Raw genomic sequence first — 19,332 nt, 5'->3', positions numbered from 1 at the left:
CCGTGAGCCCCGCCCGGACACTCGCAGCGGCCCTCGCGCAGGGAATGGTCGTCCTCGACGGCGGCCTGTCCAACCAACTGGAGGCTCAGGGCTGCGACTTGACCGACGAACTGTGGTCGGCCCGGCTGCTCGCGGACGACCCGCGACAGATCCAGGCCGCGCACACGGCATATGTGTGGGCGGGCGCCCAGGTTCTGACCACCGCCAGCTACCAAGCCACCTTCGAAGGCTTCGCACATCGTGGACTGAGCCATCACGAGGCGGAAGTTCTGCTGGCCAGAAGCGTTCAACTGGCGCGTGCTGCTGGAGAGTTGAGCGGTGGCGGTGGCGGTGGCGGTGGCGGTGGCGGTGGCGGTGGCGGCGACGGTGGTGCGGGTGCGGGTGCGGGTGCGGGTGCGGGTGCGGGTGGGGGTGGGGCGGGGGAGCGGGGGCCGGAGGGCGGGGTGGGGCGGGGGGAGGGGGGAGCCCCCCGAAGCGCCCCCGCCGGCTACCCCGAAACCTGGGTCGCAGCCTCCGTCGGCCCCTACGGCGCCTTCCTCGCGGACGGCAGTGAGTACCGAGGGCGATACGGCTTGAGTGTCCGGGAGCTGGAGCGGTTTCACCGGCCGCGGATCGAGGCCTTGGTCGCGGCCGGACCCGATGTGCTCGCTCTGGAGACGGTGCCGGATGCAGACGAGGCGGAGGCGCTGCTGCGGGCGGTCGAGGGGTGCGGGGTGCCGGTGTGGCTCTCGTTCAGCATTGAGGGCGGGCGTACCCGCGCTGGTCAGGATCTGGCGGCGGCGTTCGGGCTCGCGGTGGGGAACGACCAGGTGATCGCGGTCGGGGTGAACTGCTGCGCTCCCGCGGATGCCGACCGGGCGGTGCCGCTCGCGGCGTCGGTCACGGGCAAGCCGGTGGTGGTCTACCCGAACAGCGGCGAGCGGTGGGATGCGGAGCGGCGCGGCTGGGTGGGAGCGGGGACCTTCGATGCCGGGCGACTGCGGGACTGGCAGGCGGCCGGTGCGAGGCTGGTCGGCGGATGCTGCCGGGTCGGACCGGCCGAGATCGCCCGGTTGGCAGCCCAGCTCGGAGGGTGGCGGGCGTAGGGGGCCGCGCAGTTGGCGGGCGCTGGGGCGGGCGAGAGGGTGGTCGGTGCGGGGCCCGGTTGGGGGCGCGGGCGCGGGGGTGGTCTGCGAGGGGGGTGACGGCCGGGTTGGTGGCGTGGGCGACCGGCTGCGGCAGCGCTTCCTGGGGCACAAGCGGTCGCTCGCGCTGCGGGAGTACGCCCTTGGTCTGGCGGCGCTCGACCGGCTGGCCGACGGCGAGCTGCTGTGGCGGGTCCACGAGGCGGTCTTCGCGGTCCTCGCCCTGGAGTCGGAGCCGGTCGACCCGCGGCTGTGAGCGGCCGGTGGCCGCCGGTGGGCCGCTCGACGGCCCACCGGCTGGGGCAGCGGGGCTGTTCGCCGGGTGAGCGGGGGCGCCGCGGGACAGGATGGGGGCATGGGATTCCATGTCGATTCCGAGACCGGGCGGCTGCGCCGCGTCATACTCCACCGGCCAGACCTGGAGCTGAAGCGGCTCACGCCCAGCAACAAGGACGCGTTGCTCTTCGACGATGTGCTGTGGGTGCGTCGTGCCAGAGCGGAGCACGACGGTTTCGCGGACGTGCTCAGGGACCGCGGGGTCGAGGTGCACCTCTTCGGCGATCTGCTGTGCGAGTCGCTGGAGATCGAGCAGGCGCGGGCGCTCGTCCTGGACCGGGTCTTCGACGAGAAGGAGTACGGCCCGCTGGCCACCGGGCATCTGCGGGCGGCGTTCGAGGAGCTGCCGACCGCCGATCTCGCGGAGGCTCTGGTCGGAGGGATGACCAAACGGGAGTTCCTGGAGGGCCATCCCGAGCCGACGTCGGTGCGCTTCCACGCCATGGATCTGGACGACTTCCTGCTGGGCCCGCTGCCGAACCACCTGTTCACCCGCGACACCTCGGCGTGGATCTACGACGGGGTGTCCATCAATGCGATGCGCTGGCCGGCCCGGCAGCGCGAGACCGTCCACTTCGAGGCGATTTACCGCCACCACCCGCTGTTCAAGGGGCCCGAGGCGGGGCCGTTCAACATCTGGTCGCGGGGGCAGAGCGACTATCCGTCGACCATCGAGGGCGGGGACGTCCTGGTGATCGGGAACGGTGCCGTGCTGATCGGGATGAGCGAGCGGACCACTCCGCAGGCCGTGGAGATGCTGGCCCGCGGTCTGTTCGCGGCGGGCTCCGCACGGACCATCGTGGCGCTCGACATGCCGAAGCGGCGGGCGTTCATGCATCTCGACACGGTGATGACGATGGTGGACGGGGAAACCTTCATTCAGTACGCGGGCCTGGGGATGCTCCGCTCGTACACGATCGAGCCGGGCGCGGGCGAGCGGGAACTCAAGGTCACCGATCATTCGCCGGAGCACATGCACCGGGCGATCGCGGCGGCGCTGGGCCTGGACCGGATCAGGGTGCTGACGGCGACCCAGGACGTCCATTCGGCGGAGCGGGAACAGTGGGACGACGGCTGCAACGTGCTCGCCGTGGAGCCGGGCGTGGTGGTGGCGTACGAGCGCAACGTGACGACCAATACGCATCTGCGCAAGGAGGGCATCGAGGTCATCGAGATTCCGGGCAGTGAACTGGGGCGGGGCAGGGGCGGTCCGCGCTGCATGAGCTGTCCGGTTGAACGCGATGCCGTATAGTGATGCACTCAAACGTATATAGTTCCACTGTCTCTGTTGTCGCCCCCTATCCGTCCCCCAGGAGCAGCCACCATGGCGATAGACCTCGCAGGCCGCCACTTCCTCAAGGAGCTGGACTTCACGGCCGAGGAGTTCCTCGGGCTCGTCGCGCTCGCGGCCGAACTCAAGGCGGCCAAGAAGGCGGGCGCCGAGGTCCAGCGCCTGCGCGGCCGGAACATCGCGCTGATCTTCGAGAAGGCCTCGACCCGTACCCGCTGCTCCTTCGAGGTGGCCGCCGCCGACCAGGGCGCGTCGACGACGTACATCGACCCGCTCGGCTCGCACATCGGCAAGAAGGAGTCCGCGCGCGACACCGCCCGCGTGCTTGGCCGGATGTTCGACGCGATCGAGTTCCGGGGTGATGCTCAGCAGACCGTCGAGACGCTCGCCGAACACGCCGGCGTCCCGGTCTACAACGGTCTGACCGACGACTGGCACCCCACCCAGATGCTCGCCGACATCCTCACCGTAACCGAGCACACCGACAAGCCGCTGGGTGAGGTCGGTTTCGCCTATCTGGGCGATGCCCGCTTCAACATGGGCAATTCCTACCTGGTCACCGGCGCCCTGCTTGGCATGGACGTGCGGATCGTGGCTCCCAGGGCCTACTGGCCGGCCGAGGAGATCATCGCGCGGGCGCGCGAGGCGGCCGGAGCGAGCGGCGCCCGGATCACCCTCACCGAGTCCGTCGAAGAGGGCGTCGCGGGAGCGGACTTCGTGGCCACCGACGTCTGGGTCTCGATGGGCGAGCCCCCGGAGGTCTGGGCCGAGCGAATCAAGGCCCTCGCGTCGTACGCGGTGACCATGGAAGTGCTGCGCGCCACCGGCAATCCGGCGGTGAAGTTCCTGCACTGCCTGCCCGCCTTCCACGACCTCGGCACGCAGGTCGGCCGCGGGATCCACGAGCGGTACGGCCTGAGCGAACTCGAAGTGAGCGACGAAGTCTTCGAGTCGGCGCACTCGGTCGTCTTCGACGAGGCGGAGAACCGCATGCACACCATCAAGGCGGTCATGGTCGCGACTCTGGCCGGTCAGGAGCGCTGAGCGCGTACGCGGCCCGGGTGGCCAGGCGCAGTAGCCGCGCGGGGTGATCAGACGCGCCGCGCTTTACCTGTCCGGCGATCCCGGCGCGCCCGGCGCCCCAAGGCGTACGCGCGGGAATCAGAGCCGCCGAGCGCGTCGGACGAGTACGCCGGAATCAGGCCCGCCGGGCAAGTGCGTAGGAATCGGTGCCGCCGGACGCGTCAGACAAGTGCGCGGGAACGGGGCTCGCCGGGCCTCAACCCCAGATGTGGTTGCTGCGGCCCCGGCCCCGCCCCGCCTCAGTCCCGGTGCCCCTGCAGCGTGAACCACACCGCCTTGCCGTGCGCGGTCGGGCGGTGGCCACACGCCGAGCTCAGGGTGCGGATGAGGAGCAGGCCGCGGCCGTGCTCCTGCCAGGGGTCCGGTGCCGTTCCGGGAGCGGTGAGATCGCCCGGCGGTATCGGGGAACCGTCGTGCACCTCCACCTGGCAGCCGGACGCGAGCAGTTCCACCACCAGCTCGATCGGCGCCCCGCCCGCGGTGTGCTCGACTGCGTTGGCGACGAGTTCCGCGGTGAGCAGCTCGGCCGTGTCGCAGTCGGTGGGCACGTCGATCTCGGCCAGCGCGGTACGGACCAGGGCCCGCGCGATCGGTACGGCGGCCGTGGTGTGGGGGAGCGGTATGCGCCAGGCGGACGGTGCGGCACCGTGTTCCGGGGTGGGGCCGGGGGGCTCGGAGGGCACAGCGAAGGGGTTCCGTTCGGATGGGGTGGGGTTCGTCCTGCTTTCAACTTTACGAAGTCGCTGTGCGTCGCGAACAGGGGACCCCGCCCGGACGCGTCGGGGACGTGTGGCACCGGGAGTGGGGACTTTGGGCACTGTCCTGCCGGACGGCGTTATCGCGCACTCATGACGACAGTCACATATGAGTGATACCGTCGTGGACGAAAACTGGAAGGCAGAAGGCAGGCCGCAGAACCAGCGCCGCGCCAGCGCAGAAGCGGCGCGGAAAGCACTGGCAGCAGAAGCAAGGGGCGGCACCGTCGCCCCGCCGAGGGAGGCCGCACTCCGATGAGCCCCTTTCCCAGCTCCGCTTCTCCCACCGAGAACTGGCGCCATCTGCGACTCTCGGTGGCCGACGGAGTCGCGACGGTCACCCTCGCCCGGCCGGAGAAGCTCAATGCCCTGACCTTCGGCGCCTACGCCGACCTCCGGGACCTGCTCGCCGAACTGTCCAGGCAGCGCTCCGTACGCGCCCTGATCCTGGCGGGGGAGGGGCGGGGGTTCTGTTCCGGAGGTGACGTGGACGACATCATCGGCGCCACCCTGTCCATGAACACCGCCGAGCTCCTCGACTTCAACCGGATGACCGGGCAGGTCGTCCGGGCGATCCGCGAATGCCCCTTCCCCGTGATCGCCGCGATCCACGGTGTCGCAGCCGGAGCGGGCGCCGTCCTCGCGCTGGCCGCCGACTTCCGCATCGCGGACCCGACGGCCCGGTTCGCCTTCCTCTTCACCAAAGTGGGGCTGTCGGGCGGCGACATGGGTGCGGCGTATCTGCTGCCGAGGGTGGTCGGCCTCGGCCACGCGACCCGCCTGCTCATGCTCGGCGAACCGGTGCGCGCCCCGGAGGCCGAACGGATCGGCCTGCTCAGCGAGTTGACCGACGAGGGGTGCGCGGACGAGCGCGCCGCCGACCTCGCCCGCCGCCTCGCCGACGGGCCCGCCCTCGCCTACGCCCAGACCAAGGCGCTGCTCACCGCCGAGCTCGACATGCCGCTCGCCGCCGCCGTCGAAATGGACGCGGCCACCCAGGCCCTGCTGATGACCGGCGAGGACTACGCCGAGTTCCACGCGTCCTTCACCGAGAAGCGGCCCCCGAAATGGCAGGGGCGCTAACGATGCCGGACCTAGGACCTGACGCCGCCGAGTCCCTGCCCAGCACCCCCCTGCGGATCGCCGTGATCGGCGGCGGTCCCGGCGGGCTCTACGCGGCCGCCCTGCTCAAGCGGCTCGGGCCCGAGCGGGAGATCACGGTCTGGGAGCGCAACGCCCCCGACGACACCTTCGGCTTCGGGGTCGTCCTGTCCGACGAGACCCTCGGCGGGATCGAGCACGCCGACCCGGCCGTGTACCGGGCGATGCGCGCCGAGTTCGTACGGTGGGACGACATCGACATCGTGCACCGGGGCCGCACCCTCACCTCCGGCGGGCACGGCTTCGCCGCCCTGGGGCGGCGCAGGCTTCTGGAGATCCTGCACGAGCGCTGCCACTCGCTCGGGGTCGATCTGCGTTTTGGTACCGAGGCGCCGCCCTCGGCCCAACTCGCCGCCGCCTACGACCTGGTGGTCGCCGCCGACGGCGTGCACAGCCTCACCCGCCAGGCGCACGCCGACCACTTCGGGCCCGACATCACCAGCCACCGCTGCCGCTACATCTGGCTCGCCGCCGACTTCGCCTTCGACGCCTTCCGGTTCGAGATCGCCGAGACCGAACACGGCGTGATGCAGCTGCACGGATACCCCTACGCCGCCGCCTCCTCCACGGTCATCATCGAGATGCGCGAGGAAGTGTGGGCGCGCGCCGGTTTCGACGTGCTCGACGCGGACGCCTCCGCCGACCAGTGCGCCAAAATCTTCACCGAGGCGCTCGGCGGACGGCCCCTGCGCGGGAACAAGTCCTCCTGGGCGGCCTTCCGCACGGTCGTCAACGACCGCTGGTCGTACGGCAATACGGTGCTCCTCGGCGACGCGGCGCACACCGCCCACTTCTCCATCGGGTCCGGCACCAAACTCGCCGTCGAGGACGCCCTCGCGCTCGCCGCCTGCATCGAGGAGCAGCCCGATCTGCCCTCGGCGCTCAGTGCGTACGAGAGCGAACGCCGGCCCGTCGTGGAGTCGACACAGCGAGCCGCGGCGGCCAGCCTGCGCTGGTTCGAGGAGCTGGAGCGCCATCTCGACCAGCCCGCCCGGCAGTTCGCCTTCAACCTGCTCACCCGCAGCCGCCGGGTCACCCACGGCAACCTGCGGCTGCGCGACCCCGGCTTCACCGACACCGTGGAGCGGGAGTTCGGCTGCCCGCCGGGCACCCCGCCCATGTTCACCCCCTTCCGGCTGCGCGGCCTCGAACTGAAGAACCGCGTGGTCGTCTCTCCCATGGACATGTACTCCGCCGTGGACGGCCTCCCCGGCGACTTCCACCTCGTCCACCTCGGCGCCCGAGCGCTCGGCGGCGCGGGACTGGTCATGACCGAGATGGTGTGTGTCAGCCCGCAAGGCCGGATCACCCCCGGCTGCGCGGGCCTCTACACCACCGAACAGGCCAGCGCCTGGCGGCGGATCGCGGATTTCGTGCACGGGCAGTCACCCGGCACCGCCCTCGGCATCCAGCTCGGCCACTCCGGGCGCAAGGGCTCGACCCGGCTCATGTGGGACGGCATGGACCAGCCGCTCGACACCGGCAACTGGCCCCTCGCCGCCGCCTCACCGCTGCCCTACCGGCCGGGAGTCAACCAAGTCCCGCACGCGCTGGACCGCGCGGGGCTCACCGACATCCGCGAACAGTTCAGGGCCGCCACCCGGCGGGCGGCCGACTGCGGTTTCGACCTCCTCGAACTGCACTGCGCCCACGGCTACTTGCTCTCCGGATTCCTTTCCCCTCTCACCAACCAACGGACGGACGGCTACGGCGGTTCCCTCGCGAACCGCCTCCGCTTCCCCCTCGAAGTCTTCGACGCGGTCCGCGCCGACTGGCCCGACGACCGTCCCATGACGGTCCGGATCTCCGCCACCGACTGGGCCGAGGGCGGCACCACCGCCGAGGACGCCGTGGAGATCGCGCGGGCCTTCGCCGCGCACGGCGCCGACGCCATCGACGTCTCCACCGGCCAGGTCGTCCCCGGCGAACGCCCGGAATTCGGGCGCTCCTACCAGACTCCGTACGCCGACCGGATCCGCAACGAGCTCGGCATCCCCGTCGTCGCGGTCGGCGCCATCTCGTCCTGGGACGACGTCAACTCCCTGCTGCTCGCGGGCCGCGCCGACCTGTGCGCGCTGGCCCGCCCGCACCTGTACGACCCCCACTGGACGCTGCACGCCGCGGCCGAGCAGGGTTACGCCGGCCCGGGTGCCAGCTGGCCGCTCCCGTACCGCGCGGGCAGCCGCACACCGCCGACCGGCCGCACCGATGCCCCCAGACCGCGCCTCAGCCTGAACTGACGGGGGTGGGGCGGGAGTTGTCAAAGGCTGCCGGGTGCCGGCCGACCCGGTGCCCGAGGCCCGTCCTCGTGCCGTCGTCGCCCGGCGCCTTGCCACGTCACGACAGGACGCTCCGGACGAACGCCGCGCCCGCCTCCCGCAGCAGCTGGTGCAGTCGGCCGAACACCTCGGCCGAGCGGGCGCCCGGCCAGTTGTGGGGCAGCAGGTCGGCGGGCAGCCCCGGGTCCACGTACGGGAGCCTGCGCCAGGAGTCCAGGGCGAGGAGGTAGTCGCGGTAGGCGGCCTCGGCCTGTGCCGGGGCGCCGGAGCCCGGGTGGTCCCGCGACTGCCAGGCCCGCAGCACCGGTTCGTGCCGGTCGAGGAAGTCCTCGTGCTCCTTGGCGATGGCCGGCAGGTCCCACCAGCGGGCGACCGCCTCCGCGGTGGGCGAGAAGCCGAGGTGCTCGCCGCGGAACAGCTCGACGTACGGGGCGAGTTGGAGGCGATCCAGGGTGTGCCGGGTCTCGTCGTACAGCCGGGCCGGGGCCAGCCACACCCCGGGTGCCGCCGCGCCGAAGCCGAGTCCGGCCAGGCGCGAGCGCAGGACGTGGCGCTTGCTGCGTTCCGGCTCCGGGACGGAGAACACCGCGAGGACCCAGCCGTCGGCGGCCCGGGGCGAGGGATGGGCGTAGATGCGCCGGTCGCCGTCGTCCAGGAGCTGGCGGGCGTCGGCCGACAGCGCGTAGCCGGCCGCGCCCTGCGCCGTGGGCTGTGCCACGAGCAGCCCCCGCCGTTTGAGCCGGGACACCGACGAGCGTACGGACGGCGCGTCCACGTCGACCGCCGCGAGCAGCCGGATCAGTTCGGCCACCGCCAGCGAGCCGGAGGTCTGGCGCCCGTAGGCGCCGTACAGGGTGACGATCAAGGATCGGGGGGTGTGCTGCTCGGCCACGCGATCACTCTAGTTCCCGCAGTCGGAAGCGCTGGAGCTTGCCCGTGGGCGTGCGCGGGAGCGCGTCAAGGAAGACGATCGCGCGCGGGCACTTGTACGGGACGAGCTCGGCCTTCACGAAGTCGCGAAGGAGCGCCACCGTGGCCTCGCCGCGCGGCACGCCCGGCCTCAGCACGCAGTACGCGACCGCGATGTGGCCGCGGGTCTCGTCGGGGCGCCCCACCACCGCGGCCTCGGTGACGTCCGGATGGCGCAGCAGCGCGTCCTCGACCTCGGGGCCCGCTATGTTGAACCCGGCCGAGATGATCATGTCGTCGGCGCGGGCGACGTACCGGAACAAGCCGTCGGCCTCGCGCACATAGGTGTCGCCCGTGACGTTCCAGCCGTTGCGCACGTACTCCCGCTGCCGTTCGTCCGCCAGGTAGCGGCAGCCGACGGGGCCGCGCACCGCGAGCAGCCCGGGTTCGCCGTCCGGGACCGGCGCTCCCCCGGCGTCGACGATGCGGGCCTGCCAGCCGGGCACGGGGCGGCCGGTGGTGCCGGGCCGGATGTCGCCGTCCGCGGCCGAGACGAAGATGTGCAGCAGTTCGGTGGCGCCGATGCCGTTGATGATGCGGAGCCCGGTCCGCTGCTGCCAGGCCCGCCACGTCGCGGCCGGAAGGTTCTCGCCGGCCGACACGCAGCGCCGCAGGGCGCTCAGGTCGTACCCGTCGAGCTCCTCCAGCATCGCCCGGTAGGCGGTCGGCGCGGTGAACAGGACCGACACGCGGTGCTCGGCGAGCGCCGGCAACAGCTGCTTGGGGCCCGCCTGTTCGAGCAGCAGCGACGAGGCGCCGGCCCGCATCGGAAAGACGACCAGGCCGCCGAGCCCGAAGGTGAAGCCGAGCGGCGGGCTGCCCGCGAAGACGTCGTCGGGTGTCGGCTTCAGGACGTGCCGGGCGAAGGTGTCGGCGATGGCGAGCACATCGCGGTGGAAGTGCATACAGCCCTTGGGGCGTCCCGTGGTGCCCGAGGTGAAGGCGATCAGGGCGACGTCGTCGGCCGACGTGTCCACAGCGGCGAACGGCCCGGCCGGGGCCCGTTCGGCCAGGTGCAGCAGGTCGCCGGGTGCGCCGCCCCCGTACGCCGTGACGCGCAGGCCGGGCACCTCGGCCTTTTCCAGGTCGTCCACCACGCGGGCGTCGCACAGGGCGTGGCTGATCCGCGCGATGTCGCAGATCACGGCCAGTTCGTGGGTGCGCTGCTGGGCGAGGACCGTCACGGCGACCGCACCCGCCTTCATCACCGCCAGCCAGCACGCGGCCAGCCACGGGGTGGTCGGCCCGCGCAGCAGCACTCGGTTGCCGGGCACCACGCCCAGCTCGGCCGTCAGGACGTGGGCGATGCGGTCGACCCTCTCGCGCAGCTGGGCGTACGTCCAGACCGTGCCGTCGCCGGTGCGGAAGGCGGGGCGGTCCGGGCCGAAGCGCGCGATGGTGGTGTCGAGGAGCTCATGGCCGCAGTTGAGCCGCTCGGGGTAGTCGAGACCGGGCAGGTCGAGGATCAGCTCGGGCCACTGCTCGCTCGGCGGCAGGTGGTCGCGGGGAAAGGTGTCGGCGTGCGCTGAGGTCTTCAGCTCCATACGGGATCGCCCCCTTGTCGCCTCTGGAGCGTATCGTTTGAATGACGACAGTCAACAGTCCGCGATAGAGCGGCTGCCAGGCTGTCGGACCCGAGTGGAAAGGGGTGGCCATGCCCGGATTCGCGCTGGAGCCGGACCAGCTGGAATGGTGCGGGGAGCTGCGGGTGCTTGCCGGGGCGCGGCTGCGCCCCCTTGCGGACAAGGGTGAGCCAGGGCGCGTCAACCGGCCACTTGTCGAGGCACTCGGGGAGCACGGGCTGCTGGCCCGGCTCTTCGGCTCGGGCGCGCTCGACCTGTGCCTGATGCGCGAGTCGCTGGCGTACGCGTGCACGGAGGCGGAGACCGCGCTCGCCCTCCAGGGCCTGGGCGCGCATCCGGTCGCCGCGTACGGATCGGCCGCGCAGCGCGAGCGGTGGATGCCCGCGGTGACGGCGGGCCGCGCGGTCGCGGCCTTCGCGCTCAGCGAGCCGGACGCGGGCTCGGACGCCGCGGCGCTCGGCCTCAACGCGGCTCAGGACAACGATGGTTGGCGGCTCACCGGCGAGAAGTGCTGGATCTCCAACGCCCCCGAGGCCGACTTCTACACCGTTTTCGCGCGGACGACGCCGGGCGCTGGGGCGCGCGGTGTGACGGCCTTCCTGGTCCCCGCCGACCGGCCCGGCCTGAGTGGCGCCGCCCTCGACATGCTGTCGCCGCACGCCATCGGGCGCCTCGACTTCGACGGTGTACCGGTGAGCGCCGACGACGTGCTCGGCGATGTCGACGGGGGCTTCGGGGTCGCGATGAACACCCTCAATCTGTTCCGGCCGAGCGTCGGAGCCTTCGCCGTCGGGATGGCGCAGGCGGCTCTGGACGCCACCGTCGCGCACGCCGGCGAACGCACCGCGTTCGGCGGCCCGTTGAAGGACCTCCAGGCGGTGTCCCACAAGCTCGCCGACATGGCGACCCGCACCCAGGCGGCGCGCCTGTTGGTGTACGCGGCGGCCTGTGCCTATGACCGGCGCGACGCGGGCATCGCCCGCGGTTCGGCGATGGCCAAACTGCTGGCCACCGAGACGGCGCAGTACGTCGTCGACACGGCGGTCCAGCTCCACGGCGCTCGCGCGCTGCAACGCGGGCACCTGCTCGAACACCTCTACCGTGAGGTGCGGGCGCCCCGCATCTACGAGGGGGCGAGCGAAGTGCAGCGCACGATCATCGCGAAGGAGCTGTACCGATGAGCCTGGAGCGACTGAACCCGGCCGAACTGTCCCCGCCGACCGGCTTCAGCCACGCGGTGGTCGCCGTCGGCAGCCGCCTCGTCTTCCTCGCCGGGCAGACCGCGCTGGACGGGGACGGCGAGGTGGTGGGCACCACGCTGCCCGAGCAGTTCCGCACCGCGACCACCAACCTCCTGACGGCACTGGCAGCGGCCGGGGGCACCCCGGGCGACCTCGCGCGGGTCACCGTGTACGCCACGGACGTCGCGGAGTACCGGCTGCGGGCCCGCGAACTCGGGTCGATCTGGCGCGAGTTGGCAGGCCGCGACTATCCGGCGATGGCGGTGATCGGGGTGGTCCGCCTCTGGGACGAGCAGGCCCTGGTCGAACTGGACGGCTTCGCGGTCCTGGACTAGCTACTCCCACCCGCCCCCAGCCCCGAAGGGTTCAGGGAAGGGCTCCCACCCGCCCCCAGCCCCGGAGGGTTCAGGGAAGGGGCGGGTGGGGGATCGAATCGAGGCCGCTCACCCCTCCAGCAGGTGCCCCATCCACTCCTCAACGCCCTCGACCGACCTCGGCAGCGCCCCCGACAGCAGGTGGGCGCCGGTGTCGGTGATGACCAGGTCGTCCTCGATGCGGACGCCGATGCCGCGCAGTTCGGGCGGCAGGGTCTCGTCGTCCGGCTGCAAGTACAGGCCGGGCTCGACCGTGAGGACGTGGCCCGGCTCCAGGACGCCGTCCAGGTACGTCTCGGCGCGGGCCTTCGCGCAGTCGTGGACGTCCAGGCCCAGCATGTGCCCGCTGCCGCACAGCGTGTAGCGGCGGTGCAGTTCGCCCGAGGCGCTCTTGAGGACGCCCCAGTCCGCGAGGCCCTCCGCGATGACCTGCATGGCGGCCCGGTGGAAGTCGCGGTAGGCGGCGCCCGGCCGCAGCGCCGCGATGCCCGCCTCCTGCGCGGCCAGGACGAGTTCGTACACCTGGCGCTGGACGGGGGAGAAGCGGCCGGAGAGTGGGAGGGTGCGGGTGATGTCGGAGGTGTAGAGCGTTTCGGTCTCCACGCCCGCGTCCAGGAGCAGCAGTTCCCGCGGGTCGAGCCGCCCGTCGTTGCGGATCCAGTGCAGTACACAGGCGTGCGCGCCGGAGGCGGCGATCGTCTCGTACCCCGTGCCGTTGCCCTCGGCGCGGGCGCGCAGCCCGAAAACGCCTTCGAGTACGCGCTCGCCCCGCGGATGGGCCAGCGCGCGGGGCAGGGAGCGCACGACGTCCTCGAAACCCGTGGTGGTGTGGTCGACGGCCAGCTGGAGCTGGGCCACCTCCCACGCGTCCTTCACCAGTCTCAACTCCGAGAGGACTTGAGCCAGTTCGGCATCGCTCGACGCGTCGCGGCCGGGCGGCAGCGCGTCGAGGCCGTCCACGTGGAGGCAGCGGATGCCGGTCAGCCGCTCCGCCTCCGCGAGGTCGGGCCGGCGTCCCACCCAGAACTCGCCGTACCGGCGGTCGCGGTAGAACTCGTCGCCGCCGTCGGCGCGCGGCGAGCGCGGCCGCACGTACAGCACCGCCTCGTGTCCGGAACCGGACGGCTCCATGACGAGCACGTGGCCGGGCTGGTCCTCGCCGGTCAGGCCGGTCAGCCAGGCATAGGCGCTGTGCGGGCGGAAGCGGTGGTCGCAGTCGTTGCTGCGGACCTTCAACTCCCCTGCGGGCACGAGGAGTCGCTCACCGGGGAAACGGGCCGAAAGCCGCGCCCGGCGTCCCGCCATGACCTCATGCCCCGGCACCCGGAGGTCCCCGGGCAGCGGGGTCGGGGCCCAGTCGGTGGTCATGAAGGCGGCGAGTTCGAGACCGACGGGAAGGTCGTGGCTGCCGGTGTTGAGGCGCGCGGGGCGCTCGGCCATCTGGGCTCCCAGGGGTGAGGAGGGGGGTGCGGGACTTAGCAGTGCAATTTCACATTACTATGTTACAGCCGCCTCGCCGGGTCGTCAGGGGATCAAGTTCCCCCTGGTGCTTGGGGGTTCGATGCCCCCAGCCCCCTTTGGGCGGGCGAGCGATCTCGGTCACGTACGGCTCTTGTGGGCACCCCGCAACGGTCAGTAAAATGTCACACACCACACTAGGGAGACCGACCATGACGTCTGCAACACCTCAGCGACTCCGGCCCTGGCACGGAATCCTCGTCGCGACCGCACTTCCCCTGCGCGCCGATCTCTCCGTCGACTTCGACTCCTATGCCGAGCACGTGCGCTGGCTGATCGACAACGGCAGCGACGGCGTCGTGCCGAACGGCTCGCTCGGCGAATACCAGACCCTGTCCGACGAGGAGCGCGCCCATGTCGTGCGGACCGCCGTCGAGGCGGCGGGCGACGGCGACCGCGTGATGGTGGGCGTCGCCGCCTACGGCAGCGCCGAGTCCCGCCGCTGGGCCGAGCAGGCGCGCGAGGCGGGAGCGGGCTCCGTCCTGCTGCTGCCGCCGAACGCCTACCGCGCCGACGAGGCGGCCGTACGCGCCCACTACGCCGAGGTCGCGAAGGCGGGCCTGCCCGTCGTCGCCTACAACAACCCGTACGACACCAAGGTCGACCTGACGCCCGCGCTGCTCGCCCAGCTGTACGCGGACGGCAGCATCGTCGCCGTGAAGGAGTTCAGCGGCGATGTGCGCCGGGCCTACGAGATCGCCGAACTGGCCCCGGAACTGGACTTGTTGATCGGGGCCGATGACGTCCTGCTGGAGCTGGCGCTGGCCGGTGCGGTCGGCTGGATCGCCGGATACCCCAACGCGCTGCCCGCCTCCTGCGCCCAGCTCTACCGCGCCGCCATCGACGGCGACCTCGCCACCGCACGTCCCCTCTACCGGGCGCTGCACCCGCTGCTGCGCTGGGACTCCAAGACCGAGTTCGTCCAGGCGATCAAGCTCTCCATGGACCTCGCGGGCCGAACCGGCGGACCCACCAGGCCGCCCCGCCACCCGCTCACCGCCGAACAGGAGGCCGTGGTGCGCGCCGCCACCGAGAAGGCGCTCGCCGAAGGCCACAAGTAGCCCGCCAGAAAGGCGAATCCATGCGGACCCGACACGTCTACCACGCGGTCGACTCGCACACCGAAGGCATGCCGACCCGTGTCATCACCGGCGGGCTCGGCGTCATCCCCGGCGCCACCATGGCCGAGCGGCGGCTGCACTTCATGGAGCACCTCGACCACATCCGTACGCTCCTGATGTACGAGCCGCGCGGCCACGCCGCGATGAGCGGCGCGATCCTCCAGCCGCCCACCCGCCCCGACGCGGACTACGGAGTCCTCTACATCGAGGTCTCCGGACTCCTGCCGATGTGCGGCCACGGCACCATCGGGGTGGCCACCGTGCTGGTGGAGACGGGGATGGTGGCGGTCACCGAGCCCGTCACCACCGTACGACTGGACACTCCGGCCGGTCTGGTCAGCGTGGACGTCCGGGTCGAGGACGGTGAGGCGAAGTCCGTCACGCTGACCAACGTCCCCGCGTTCTGCCTCGCACTGGAGCGGAAGGTGACGGTCCCCGGCTTCGGCACGGTCACCTACGACATCGCCTACGGCGGCAACTTCTACGCCTTCGTCGACCTCGATGCCCTCGGCCTGCCCTTCGACCGGGCTCGCAAGGACGATCTGCTCGCCGCCGGGCTCGCCCTCATGGACGCCATCAACGCGAGCGACCGCCCGGCGCACCCCGAGCACCCGGAGATCAGCGGGGTCAAGCACGTCTACCTCGCGGCCCCGGGCTCCGACGCGACGCGCTCGCGGCACGCCATGGCCATCCACCCGGGCTGGTTCGACCGCTCCCCGTGCGGCACCGGAACCTCCGCTCGGATGGCCCAGCTGCACGCCCGCGGTGAGCTCCCCCTGCACCGCGACTTCACCAACGAGTCCTTCATCGGTACCGAGTTCACCGGCCGGCTCGTCGGCGAGACCACGGTCGGCGGACTCCCGGCGGTCGTGCCCACCGTCACCGGACGGGCCTGGATCACCGGAACCGCCCAGTACTTCCTCGATCCGTCCGACCCGTTTCCGCAAGGCTTCCTGCTGTGAAGGCGCCCGTGGTGGTGCGCGCCGTCGACTTCCACACCGCGGGCGAGCCCTTCCGCATCGTTGCGGACGGGCTCCCGCCCGCCCCCGGGGACACGGTCGCGGAGCGCTGGGCCACCGTGATCGGCGCGGGCGGCGCCCCCAACGCGCCGAGACCCGGCCCCCTCGACGACGTCCGGCGGCTGCTCGTCCAGGAACCGCGTGGCCACGCCGGCATGTACGGCGGGTTCGTCGTTCCGCCCGACGACGACGGGGCCCACTTCGGGGTGCTGTTCTGGCACAAGGACGGATACTCCACCGCCTGTGGCCACGGCACCATCGCCCTCGGCGCCTGGGCGGTGGCCACGGGTCGCGTCCTCGCACCGGACGACGGCACCGCCGAGGTCAGGATCGACGTGCCGTCGGGCCGGGTCACGGCCCGGGTGCACCGTGCGGGCGCCCGCACCACCGCGGTCACCTTCCGGGGCGTCCCGGCCCGCGTCACCGCCCGCAAGCTGCCCGTGACCACCTCGCGCGGCGCGGCCGAGGTGTCGGTGGCGCACGCGGGAGCCTGCTACGTCTCGCTGGCGGCGGCGGAACTCGACCTGGACGTCAGCCGCACCTCGCTGCCCCAACTCACCGATCTCGCACGGGAGATACGCGAAGAGCTCACCGGTCACCGCGCCACCGTCGACCCGGCGATCCCCCTCCTCGCGGGGGTGTACGGGGTGATCTTCCACGAGGCGCTCGCGGACACCTCGGCCGGGCCGAACCAGCGCAGCGTCACCGTGTTCGCCGACGGCCAGATCGACCGCTCCCCGTGCGGCTCGGGCACCGCCGCGCGACTGGCCCTGCTGGCCGAGGACGGTGCCATCGGCCCCGGCGACGAGCTGCGCCACGAGTCGGTGACCGGCACGGTGTTCACCGGACGCGTCCTGTCCCGTTCGGCGCGGGGCACCGTCACCGAAGTCACCGGCGCCACCCACCGCACCGGCGAGCACACCTTCGTACTCGACCCCTACGACGAGCTGGCGACGGGATTCCTGCTGTGATCCACCTCGGCGCCGACGACATCGCGGCCCTGCTGACCCCGGCCGCGGCGGCCGAAGCCGTGGGGGCGGCCCTGCGGGACGGGCTCGACCCGGAGTCGTGCCCGGCGCGCTCCGGCATCCCTGTTCCGGCGGGGGAGCTGCTGATCATGCCGGCGGCCTCCGCGACGTACGCGGGAGTGAAGATCGCCGGGGTCGCGCCCGCCAACCCGGGCCGTGGGCTGCCCCGCATCACCGGTAGCTTCCTTCTGCTCGACGGCCCGACACTGCTGCCCGTCGCCCTCCTCGACGCCGCGGCGCTGACCACCGTGCGCACCGCGGCGGTATCGGCCCTGGCGATCGACGCGCTCGCCGCACCGGACGCGACGCGCCTGGTCCTCTTCGGAGCGGGCCCCCAGGCCTACGCCCATCTCGAAGCGGCCCTCAAGATAAGGAAGTTGACTCATCTGTCGGTCGTTTCGCGCACCCCGGAGCCGGCCGAGTCCCTGGTCGCGTATGCGCGAGGGCTCGGCCTGCGAGCGCACACCGGAACGCCGTCGGAGGTGTCCGGCGCCGATCTCGTCATCTGCTGCACCACCGCGCGCGAGCCGCTCTTCGACGGGCGGCTCGTCCCCGGCCGTGCCGCCGTGGTCGCGGTCGGCTCCCACCAGACGGCCGTACGGGAGACGGACTCGGAACTGGTACGGCGCTCCTCGGTCTGGGTGGAGGCGCGGGCGGCGGCCCTGCGCGAGGCCGGCGATCTGCTGATCCCGCTGGCCGAGAAAGTCATCGCCGAGGACCACATCGCGGGCAACCTGGCCGAACTGGTGCGGGGCGGGGGGAGGATCCCCTCCGACCGGCCGCGGCTGTTCAAGAGCGTGGGCATGGCCTGGGAGGACCTGGCCGTGGCGGCGGCGCTGCTACGGGCCTCGACCACCGTACGGGAAACGGCAGTTGGACCGGGAAGCCCTGCCAGGAAGGGGAGGATTGTACGCTGAGCCTCCGCGGATTCACGGAGGAAGAGCCATGGGCGACCTGAAACAGGGCCATCTCATCGTTGCCCAGGAACGGCTGCGCGACCAGGTCGCCCACGCCCTGCGCGCCGCACTGGTCGCGGGCGAGCTCCGCCCCGGCGCCATCTACTCCGCGCCCGGCCTCGCCGCCGACTTCGGGATCTCCGCGACGCCGGTCCGCGAGGCGATGCTCGATCTGGCCCGCGAAGGCCTGGTCGAGCCGGTACGCAACAAGGGCTTCAGGATCACCGAGGTCAGCGAGCGCGACCTGGACCAGTACACCGAACTGCGCGCGCTCATCGAGGTGCCGACCGTCGGCAAGGTCACCGACGCCGCGACCGCCGAACAGCTGGAGGCGTTGCGGCCCATCGCCGAGGAGATAGTCGAGCGGGCCCGCGCGCACGACCTGATCGGCTACCTCGACGCCGACCGCCGCTTCCACCTCCAGCTCCTGGGCCTGGCGGGCAACGAGCGACTGGTCGAGACGGTCGGTGAACTGCGCAAGCGCTCCCGCCTGTACGGACTGACCAGGCTGGACGAGCGCGGTGAGCTGATCTCCTCCGCGCAGGAACACATCGAGCTCCTGGACCTGATGCGCTCCGGCGACCGCGCGGCCGCCGAAGCGTGCATGGCCCGCCACTTGGGCCACGTCCGCTCGCTGTGGGCCAGGGCCCGGGACGAACCGGTCGAGCCCCGACCTAAGCGGATCCTGGGCGGTAGCAGGTAGCAGGTAGCAGGTGGCCCGTAGCCCGAAGCAAGTAGCCGGTATCCGGTAGGGGATGCCCGCTCACCACCCGTCTGCGGTCGTCGGAAAATGCCTACCGGGTCGGCCGGACAGGGCGCAGACTCGTCGCATGGCTGACATGGGGTCGTTCCGGGACGCGGTCACCGCGTGGGCTGCCGGGGGCCCCGGCGAGCCCGCGCGCGAACTGGCCGCGCGGCTGTCCGTCCGGGCGGCCGTGCTGCTCGAAGGACCCAGTGACGTCGCGGCGGTCGACGCGCTGGCCGCGAGCCGCGGCCGCAACCTCGCGGACGAGGGAGTCTGCGTCCTGGCGATGGGCGGCGCGATGAGCATCGGGCGCTTCGCCGACCGCCTCGGGCCGCCCGGCCTGGGCCTTCGCCTGGCGGGGCTGTGCGACGAAGGGGAGCGCGGCTTCTACACCCGCGGCCTGGAGCGGGCCGGTGCGCCGCGCGAGGGGTTCTTCGTCTGCGCGGCGGACCTGGAGGACGAGCTCATCCGCGCGCTGGGCGTGCCGCGGGTGGTGGAGCTCGTCCGGGCGGAGGGCGACCTGCGCCCCCTGGAGACCTTCCTTCGCCAGCCCGCGCAGCGCGGCCGCATCGCAAGGCAGCAACTGCGGCGCTTCTTCGGCACGAAGAAGGGGCGCAAGATCCACTACGGCCGCGTCCTCGTCGAGGCCCTCGACCCCGACCGCGCACCCGCCCCGCTCACCGGTCTGCTCGCCGCCCTCTGACCCCCGAGCAGGCCCCCCCGCCCAGCGACAGCCGCCCCCCTGCGGA

At 72.2% G+C, this 19,332-nt stretch carries 17 protein-coding genes and 1 pseudogene; 14 read left to right on the top strand and 4 right to left on the bottom strand.

Annotation, left to right across the window (positions count from 1 at the left end; genetic code table 11):
- Positions 1-2: 2 nt before the first annotated feature.
- The 4 genes and pseudogenes from mmuM to argF all read left to right on the top strand — a co-directional run bounded on the left by mmuM (position 3) and on the right by argF (position 3,795).
- Positions 3-1,085, top strand: a complete 1,083-nt coding sequence (gene mmuM, locus OG522_RS09785) for a homocysteine S-methyltransferase (RefSeq protein ID WP_329462561.1) — start codon at positions 3-5, stop codon at positions 1,083-1,085.
- A 121-nt stretch (positions 1,086-1,206) separates the two neighbouring features.
- Positions 1,207-1,380 (top strand): annotated as a pseudogene (locus tag OG522_RS09780) (hypothetical protein); the annotation flags it as partial.
- Between the two features lie 99 nt (positions 1,381-1,479).
- Complete coding sequence (locus tag OG522_RS09775) at positions 1,480-2,712, top strand: arginine deiminase (protein WP_329462560.1); 1,233 nt, start codon at positions 1,480-1,482, stop codon at positions 2,710-2,712.
- Positions 2,713-2,784: 72 nt separating this feature from the next.
- Entirely contained in the window at positions 2,785-3,795 is a 1,011-nt protein-coding gene (gene argF / locus OG522_RS09770; RefSeq protein ID WP_329462559.1) for an ornithine carbamoyltransferase, read from the top strand.
- 278 nt (positions 3,796-4,073) lie between these two features.
- Here argF and OG522_RS09765 read toward each other — a convergent pair whose 3' ends face one another.
- Positions 4,074-4,517 (bottom strand): ATP-binding protein, encoded by a 444-nt coding sequence (locus OG522_RS09765; RefSeq protein WP_329462558.1) that lies wholly within the window; start codon positions 4,515-4,517, stop codon positions 4,074-4,076.
- Positions 4,518-4,844: 327 nt separating this feature from the next.
- On the opposite strand from OG522_RS09765, the gene OG522_RS09760 reads away from it, so the two are divergent.
- Entirely contained in the window at positions 4,845-5,672 is an 828-nt protein-coding gene (locus OG522_RS09760; protein WP_329462557.1) for an enoyl-CoA hydratase family protein, read from the top strand.
- Between the two features lie 2 nt (positions 5,673-5,674).
- Positions 5,675-7,990: a bifunctional salicylyl-CoA 5-hydroxylase/oxidoreductase gene (locus tag OG522_RS09755; RefSeq protein WP_329462556.1), complete on the top strand. Its 2,316-nt coding sequence runs from the start codon at positions 5,675-5,677 to the stop codon at positions 7,988-7,990.
- A 97-nt stretch (positions 7,991-8,087) separates the two neighbouring features.
- On the opposite strand, the gene OG522_RS09750 is transcribed toward OG522_RS09755, so the two are convergent.
- Both OG522_RS09750 and OG522_RS09745 read right to left on the bottom strand, forming a co-directional pair.
- Positions 8,088-8,921: a PaaX family transcriptional regulator gene (locus OG522_RS09750; protein ID WP_329462555.1), complete on the bottom strand. Its 834-nt coding sequence runs from the start codon at positions 8,919-8,921 to the stop codon at positions 8,088-8,090.
- A gap of 4 nt (positions 8,922-8,925) precedes the next feature.
- Complete coding sequence (locus OG522_RS09745) at positions 8,926-10,542, bottom strand: AMP-binding protein (RefSeq protein ID WP_329462554.1); 1,617 nt, start codon at positions 10,540-10,542, stop codon at positions 8,926-8,928.
- A gap of 110 nt (positions 10,543-10,652) precedes the next feature.
- Here OG522_RS09745 and OG522_RS09740 point away from each other — a divergent pair, with 110 nt between their 5' ends.
- Together OG522_RS09740 and OG522_RS09735 are read left to right on the top strand one after the other, a co-directional pair.
- Positions 10,653-11,762, top strand: coding sequence for an acyl-CoA dehydrogenase family protein (locus OG522_RS09740; RefSeq protein WP_329462553.1), 1,110 nt, complete (start codon positions 10,653-10,655; stop codon positions 11,760-11,762).
- Positions 11,759-12,157: a RidA family protein gene (locus OG522_RS09735; RefSeq protein WP_329462552.1), complete on the top strand. Its 399-nt coding sequence runs from the start codon at positions 11,759-11,761 to the stop codon at positions 12,155-12,157. Before OG522_RS09740 ends, OG522_RS09735 begins: the two co-directional genes overlap by 4 nt.
- Positions 12,158-12,265: 108 nt before the next feature.
- Here the strand turns inward: OG522_RS09735 and OG522_RS09730 are convergent, their stop codons facing one another.
- Positions 12,266-13,636: an aminopeptidase P family protein gene (locus OG522_RS09730; protein WP_329462551.1), complete on the bottom strand. Its 1,371-nt coding sequence runs from the start codon at positions 13,634-13,636 to the stop codon at positions 12,266-12,268.
- Positions 13,637-13,866: 230 nt separating this feature from the next.
- Here OG522_RS09730 and OG522_RS09725 point away from each other — a divergent pair, with 230 nt between their 5' ends.
- The 6 genes from OG522_RS09725 to OG522_RS09700 all read left to right on the top strand — a co-directional run bounded on the left by OG522_RS09725 (position 13,867) and on the right by OG522_RS09700 (position 19,286).
- Entirely contained in the window at positions 13,867-14,775 is a 909-nt protein-coding gene (locus OG522_RS09725) for a dihydrodipicolinate synthase family protein (RefSeq protein WP_329462550.1), read from the top strand.
- A 20-nt stretch (positions 14,776-14,795) separates the two neighbouring features.
- Positions 14,796-15,797, top strand: coding sequence for a proline racemase family protein (locus OG522_RS09720; protein WP_329462549.1), 1,002 nt, complete (start codon positions 14,796-14,798; stop codon positions 15,795-15,797).
- Positions 15,794-16,825, top strand: a complete 1,032-nt coding sequence (locus OG522_RS09715; RefSeq protein WP_329462548.1) for a proline racemase family protein — start codon at positions 15,794-15,796, stop codon at positions 16,823-16,825. Before OG522_RS09720 ends, OG522_RS09715 begins: the two co-directional genes overlap by 4 nt.
- The gene (locus OG522_RS09710; RefSeq protein ID WP_329462547.1) at positions 16,822-17,799 is read left to right on the top strand and encodes an ornithine cyclodeaminase family protein; all 978 of its coding nucleotides are present in this window, start codon (positions 16,822-16,824) and stop codon (positions 17,797-17,799) included. Before OG522_RS09715 ends, OG522_RS09710 begins: the two co-directional genes overlap by 4 nt.
- 28 nt (positions 17,800-17,827) lie before the next feature.
- Positions 17,828-18,541, top strand: a complete 714-nt coding sequence (locus OG522_RS09705) for a GntR family transcriptional regulator (RefSeq protein ID WP_329462546.1) — start codon at positions 17,828-17,830, stop codon at positions 18,539-18,541.
- 127 nt (positions 18,542-18,668) lie between these two features.
- Positions 18,669-19,286 (top strand): TOPRIM nucleotidyl transferase/hydrolase domain-containing protein, encoded by a 618-nt coding sequence (locus tag OG522_RS09700; RefSeq protein WP_329462545.1) that lies wholly within the window; start codon positions 18,669-18,671, stop codon positions 19,284-19,286.
- The last annotated feature ends 46 nt before the right edge of the window (positions 19,287-19,332 follow it).

It is taken from the genome of Streptomyces sp. NBC_01431 (assembly GCF_036231355.1).
Classification (GTDB): Bacteria; Actinomycetota; Actinomycetes; order Streptomycetales; family Streptomycetaceae; genus Streptomyces.
Note: the sequence above shows the minus strand (reverse complement) of the source record. Positions and strands in the feature narration are given on the sequence as shown.

Excerpts from the sequence above, each read along its gene's own strand:
- OG522_RS09745 (WP_329462554.1), bottom strand. The coding sequence starts at position 10,542 with ATGGAGCTGAAGACCTCAGCGCACGCCGACACCTTTCCCCGCGACCAC.
- OG522_RS09760 (WP_329462557.1), top strand. The coding sequence starts at position 4,845 with ATGAGCCCCTTTCCCAGCTCCGCTTCTCCCACCGAGAACTGGCGCCAT.
- OG522_RS09735 (WP_329462552.1), top strand. The coding sequence starts at position 11,759 with ATGAGCCTGGAGCGACTGAACCCGGCCGAACTGTCCCCGCCGACCGGC.
- OG522_RS09720 (WP_329462549.1), top strand. The coding sequence starts at position 14,796 with ATGCGGACCCGACACGTCTACCACGCGGTCGACTCGCACACCGAAGGC.
- OG522_RS09775 (WP_329462560.1), top strand. The coding sequence starts at position 1,480 with ATGGGATTCCATGTCGATTCCGAGACCGGGCGGCTGCGCCGCGTCATA.
- OG522_RS09725 (WP_329462550.1), top strand. The coding sequence starts at position 13,867 with ATGACGTCTGCAACACCTCAGCGACTCCGGCCCTGGCACGGAATCCTC.
- OG522_RS09740 (WP_329462553.1), top strand. The coding sequence starts at position 10,653 with ATGCCCGGATTCGCGCTGGAGCCGGACCAGCTGGAATGGTGCGGGGAG.
- OG522_RS09705 (WP_329462546.1), top strand. The coding sequence starts at position 17,828 with ATGGGCGACCTGAAACAGGGCCATCTCATCGTTGCCCAGGAACGGCTG.
- OG522_RS09730 (WP_329462551.1), bottom strand. The coding sequence starts at position 13,636 with ATGGCCGAGCGCCCCGCGCGCCTCAACACCGGCAGCCACGACCTTCCC.
- argF (WP_329462559.1), top strand. The coding sequence starts at position 2,785 with ATGGCGATAGACCTCGCAGGCCGCCACTTCCTCAAGGAGCTGGACTTC.
- OG522_RS09755 (WP_329462556.1), top strand. The coding sequence starts at position 5,675 with ATGCCGGACCTAGGACCTGACGCCGCCGAGTCCCTGCCCAGCACCCCC.
- OG522_RS09700 (WP_329462545.1), top strand. The coding sequence starts at position 18,669 with ATGGCTGACATGGGGTCGTTCCGGGACGCGGTCACCGCGTGGGCTGCC.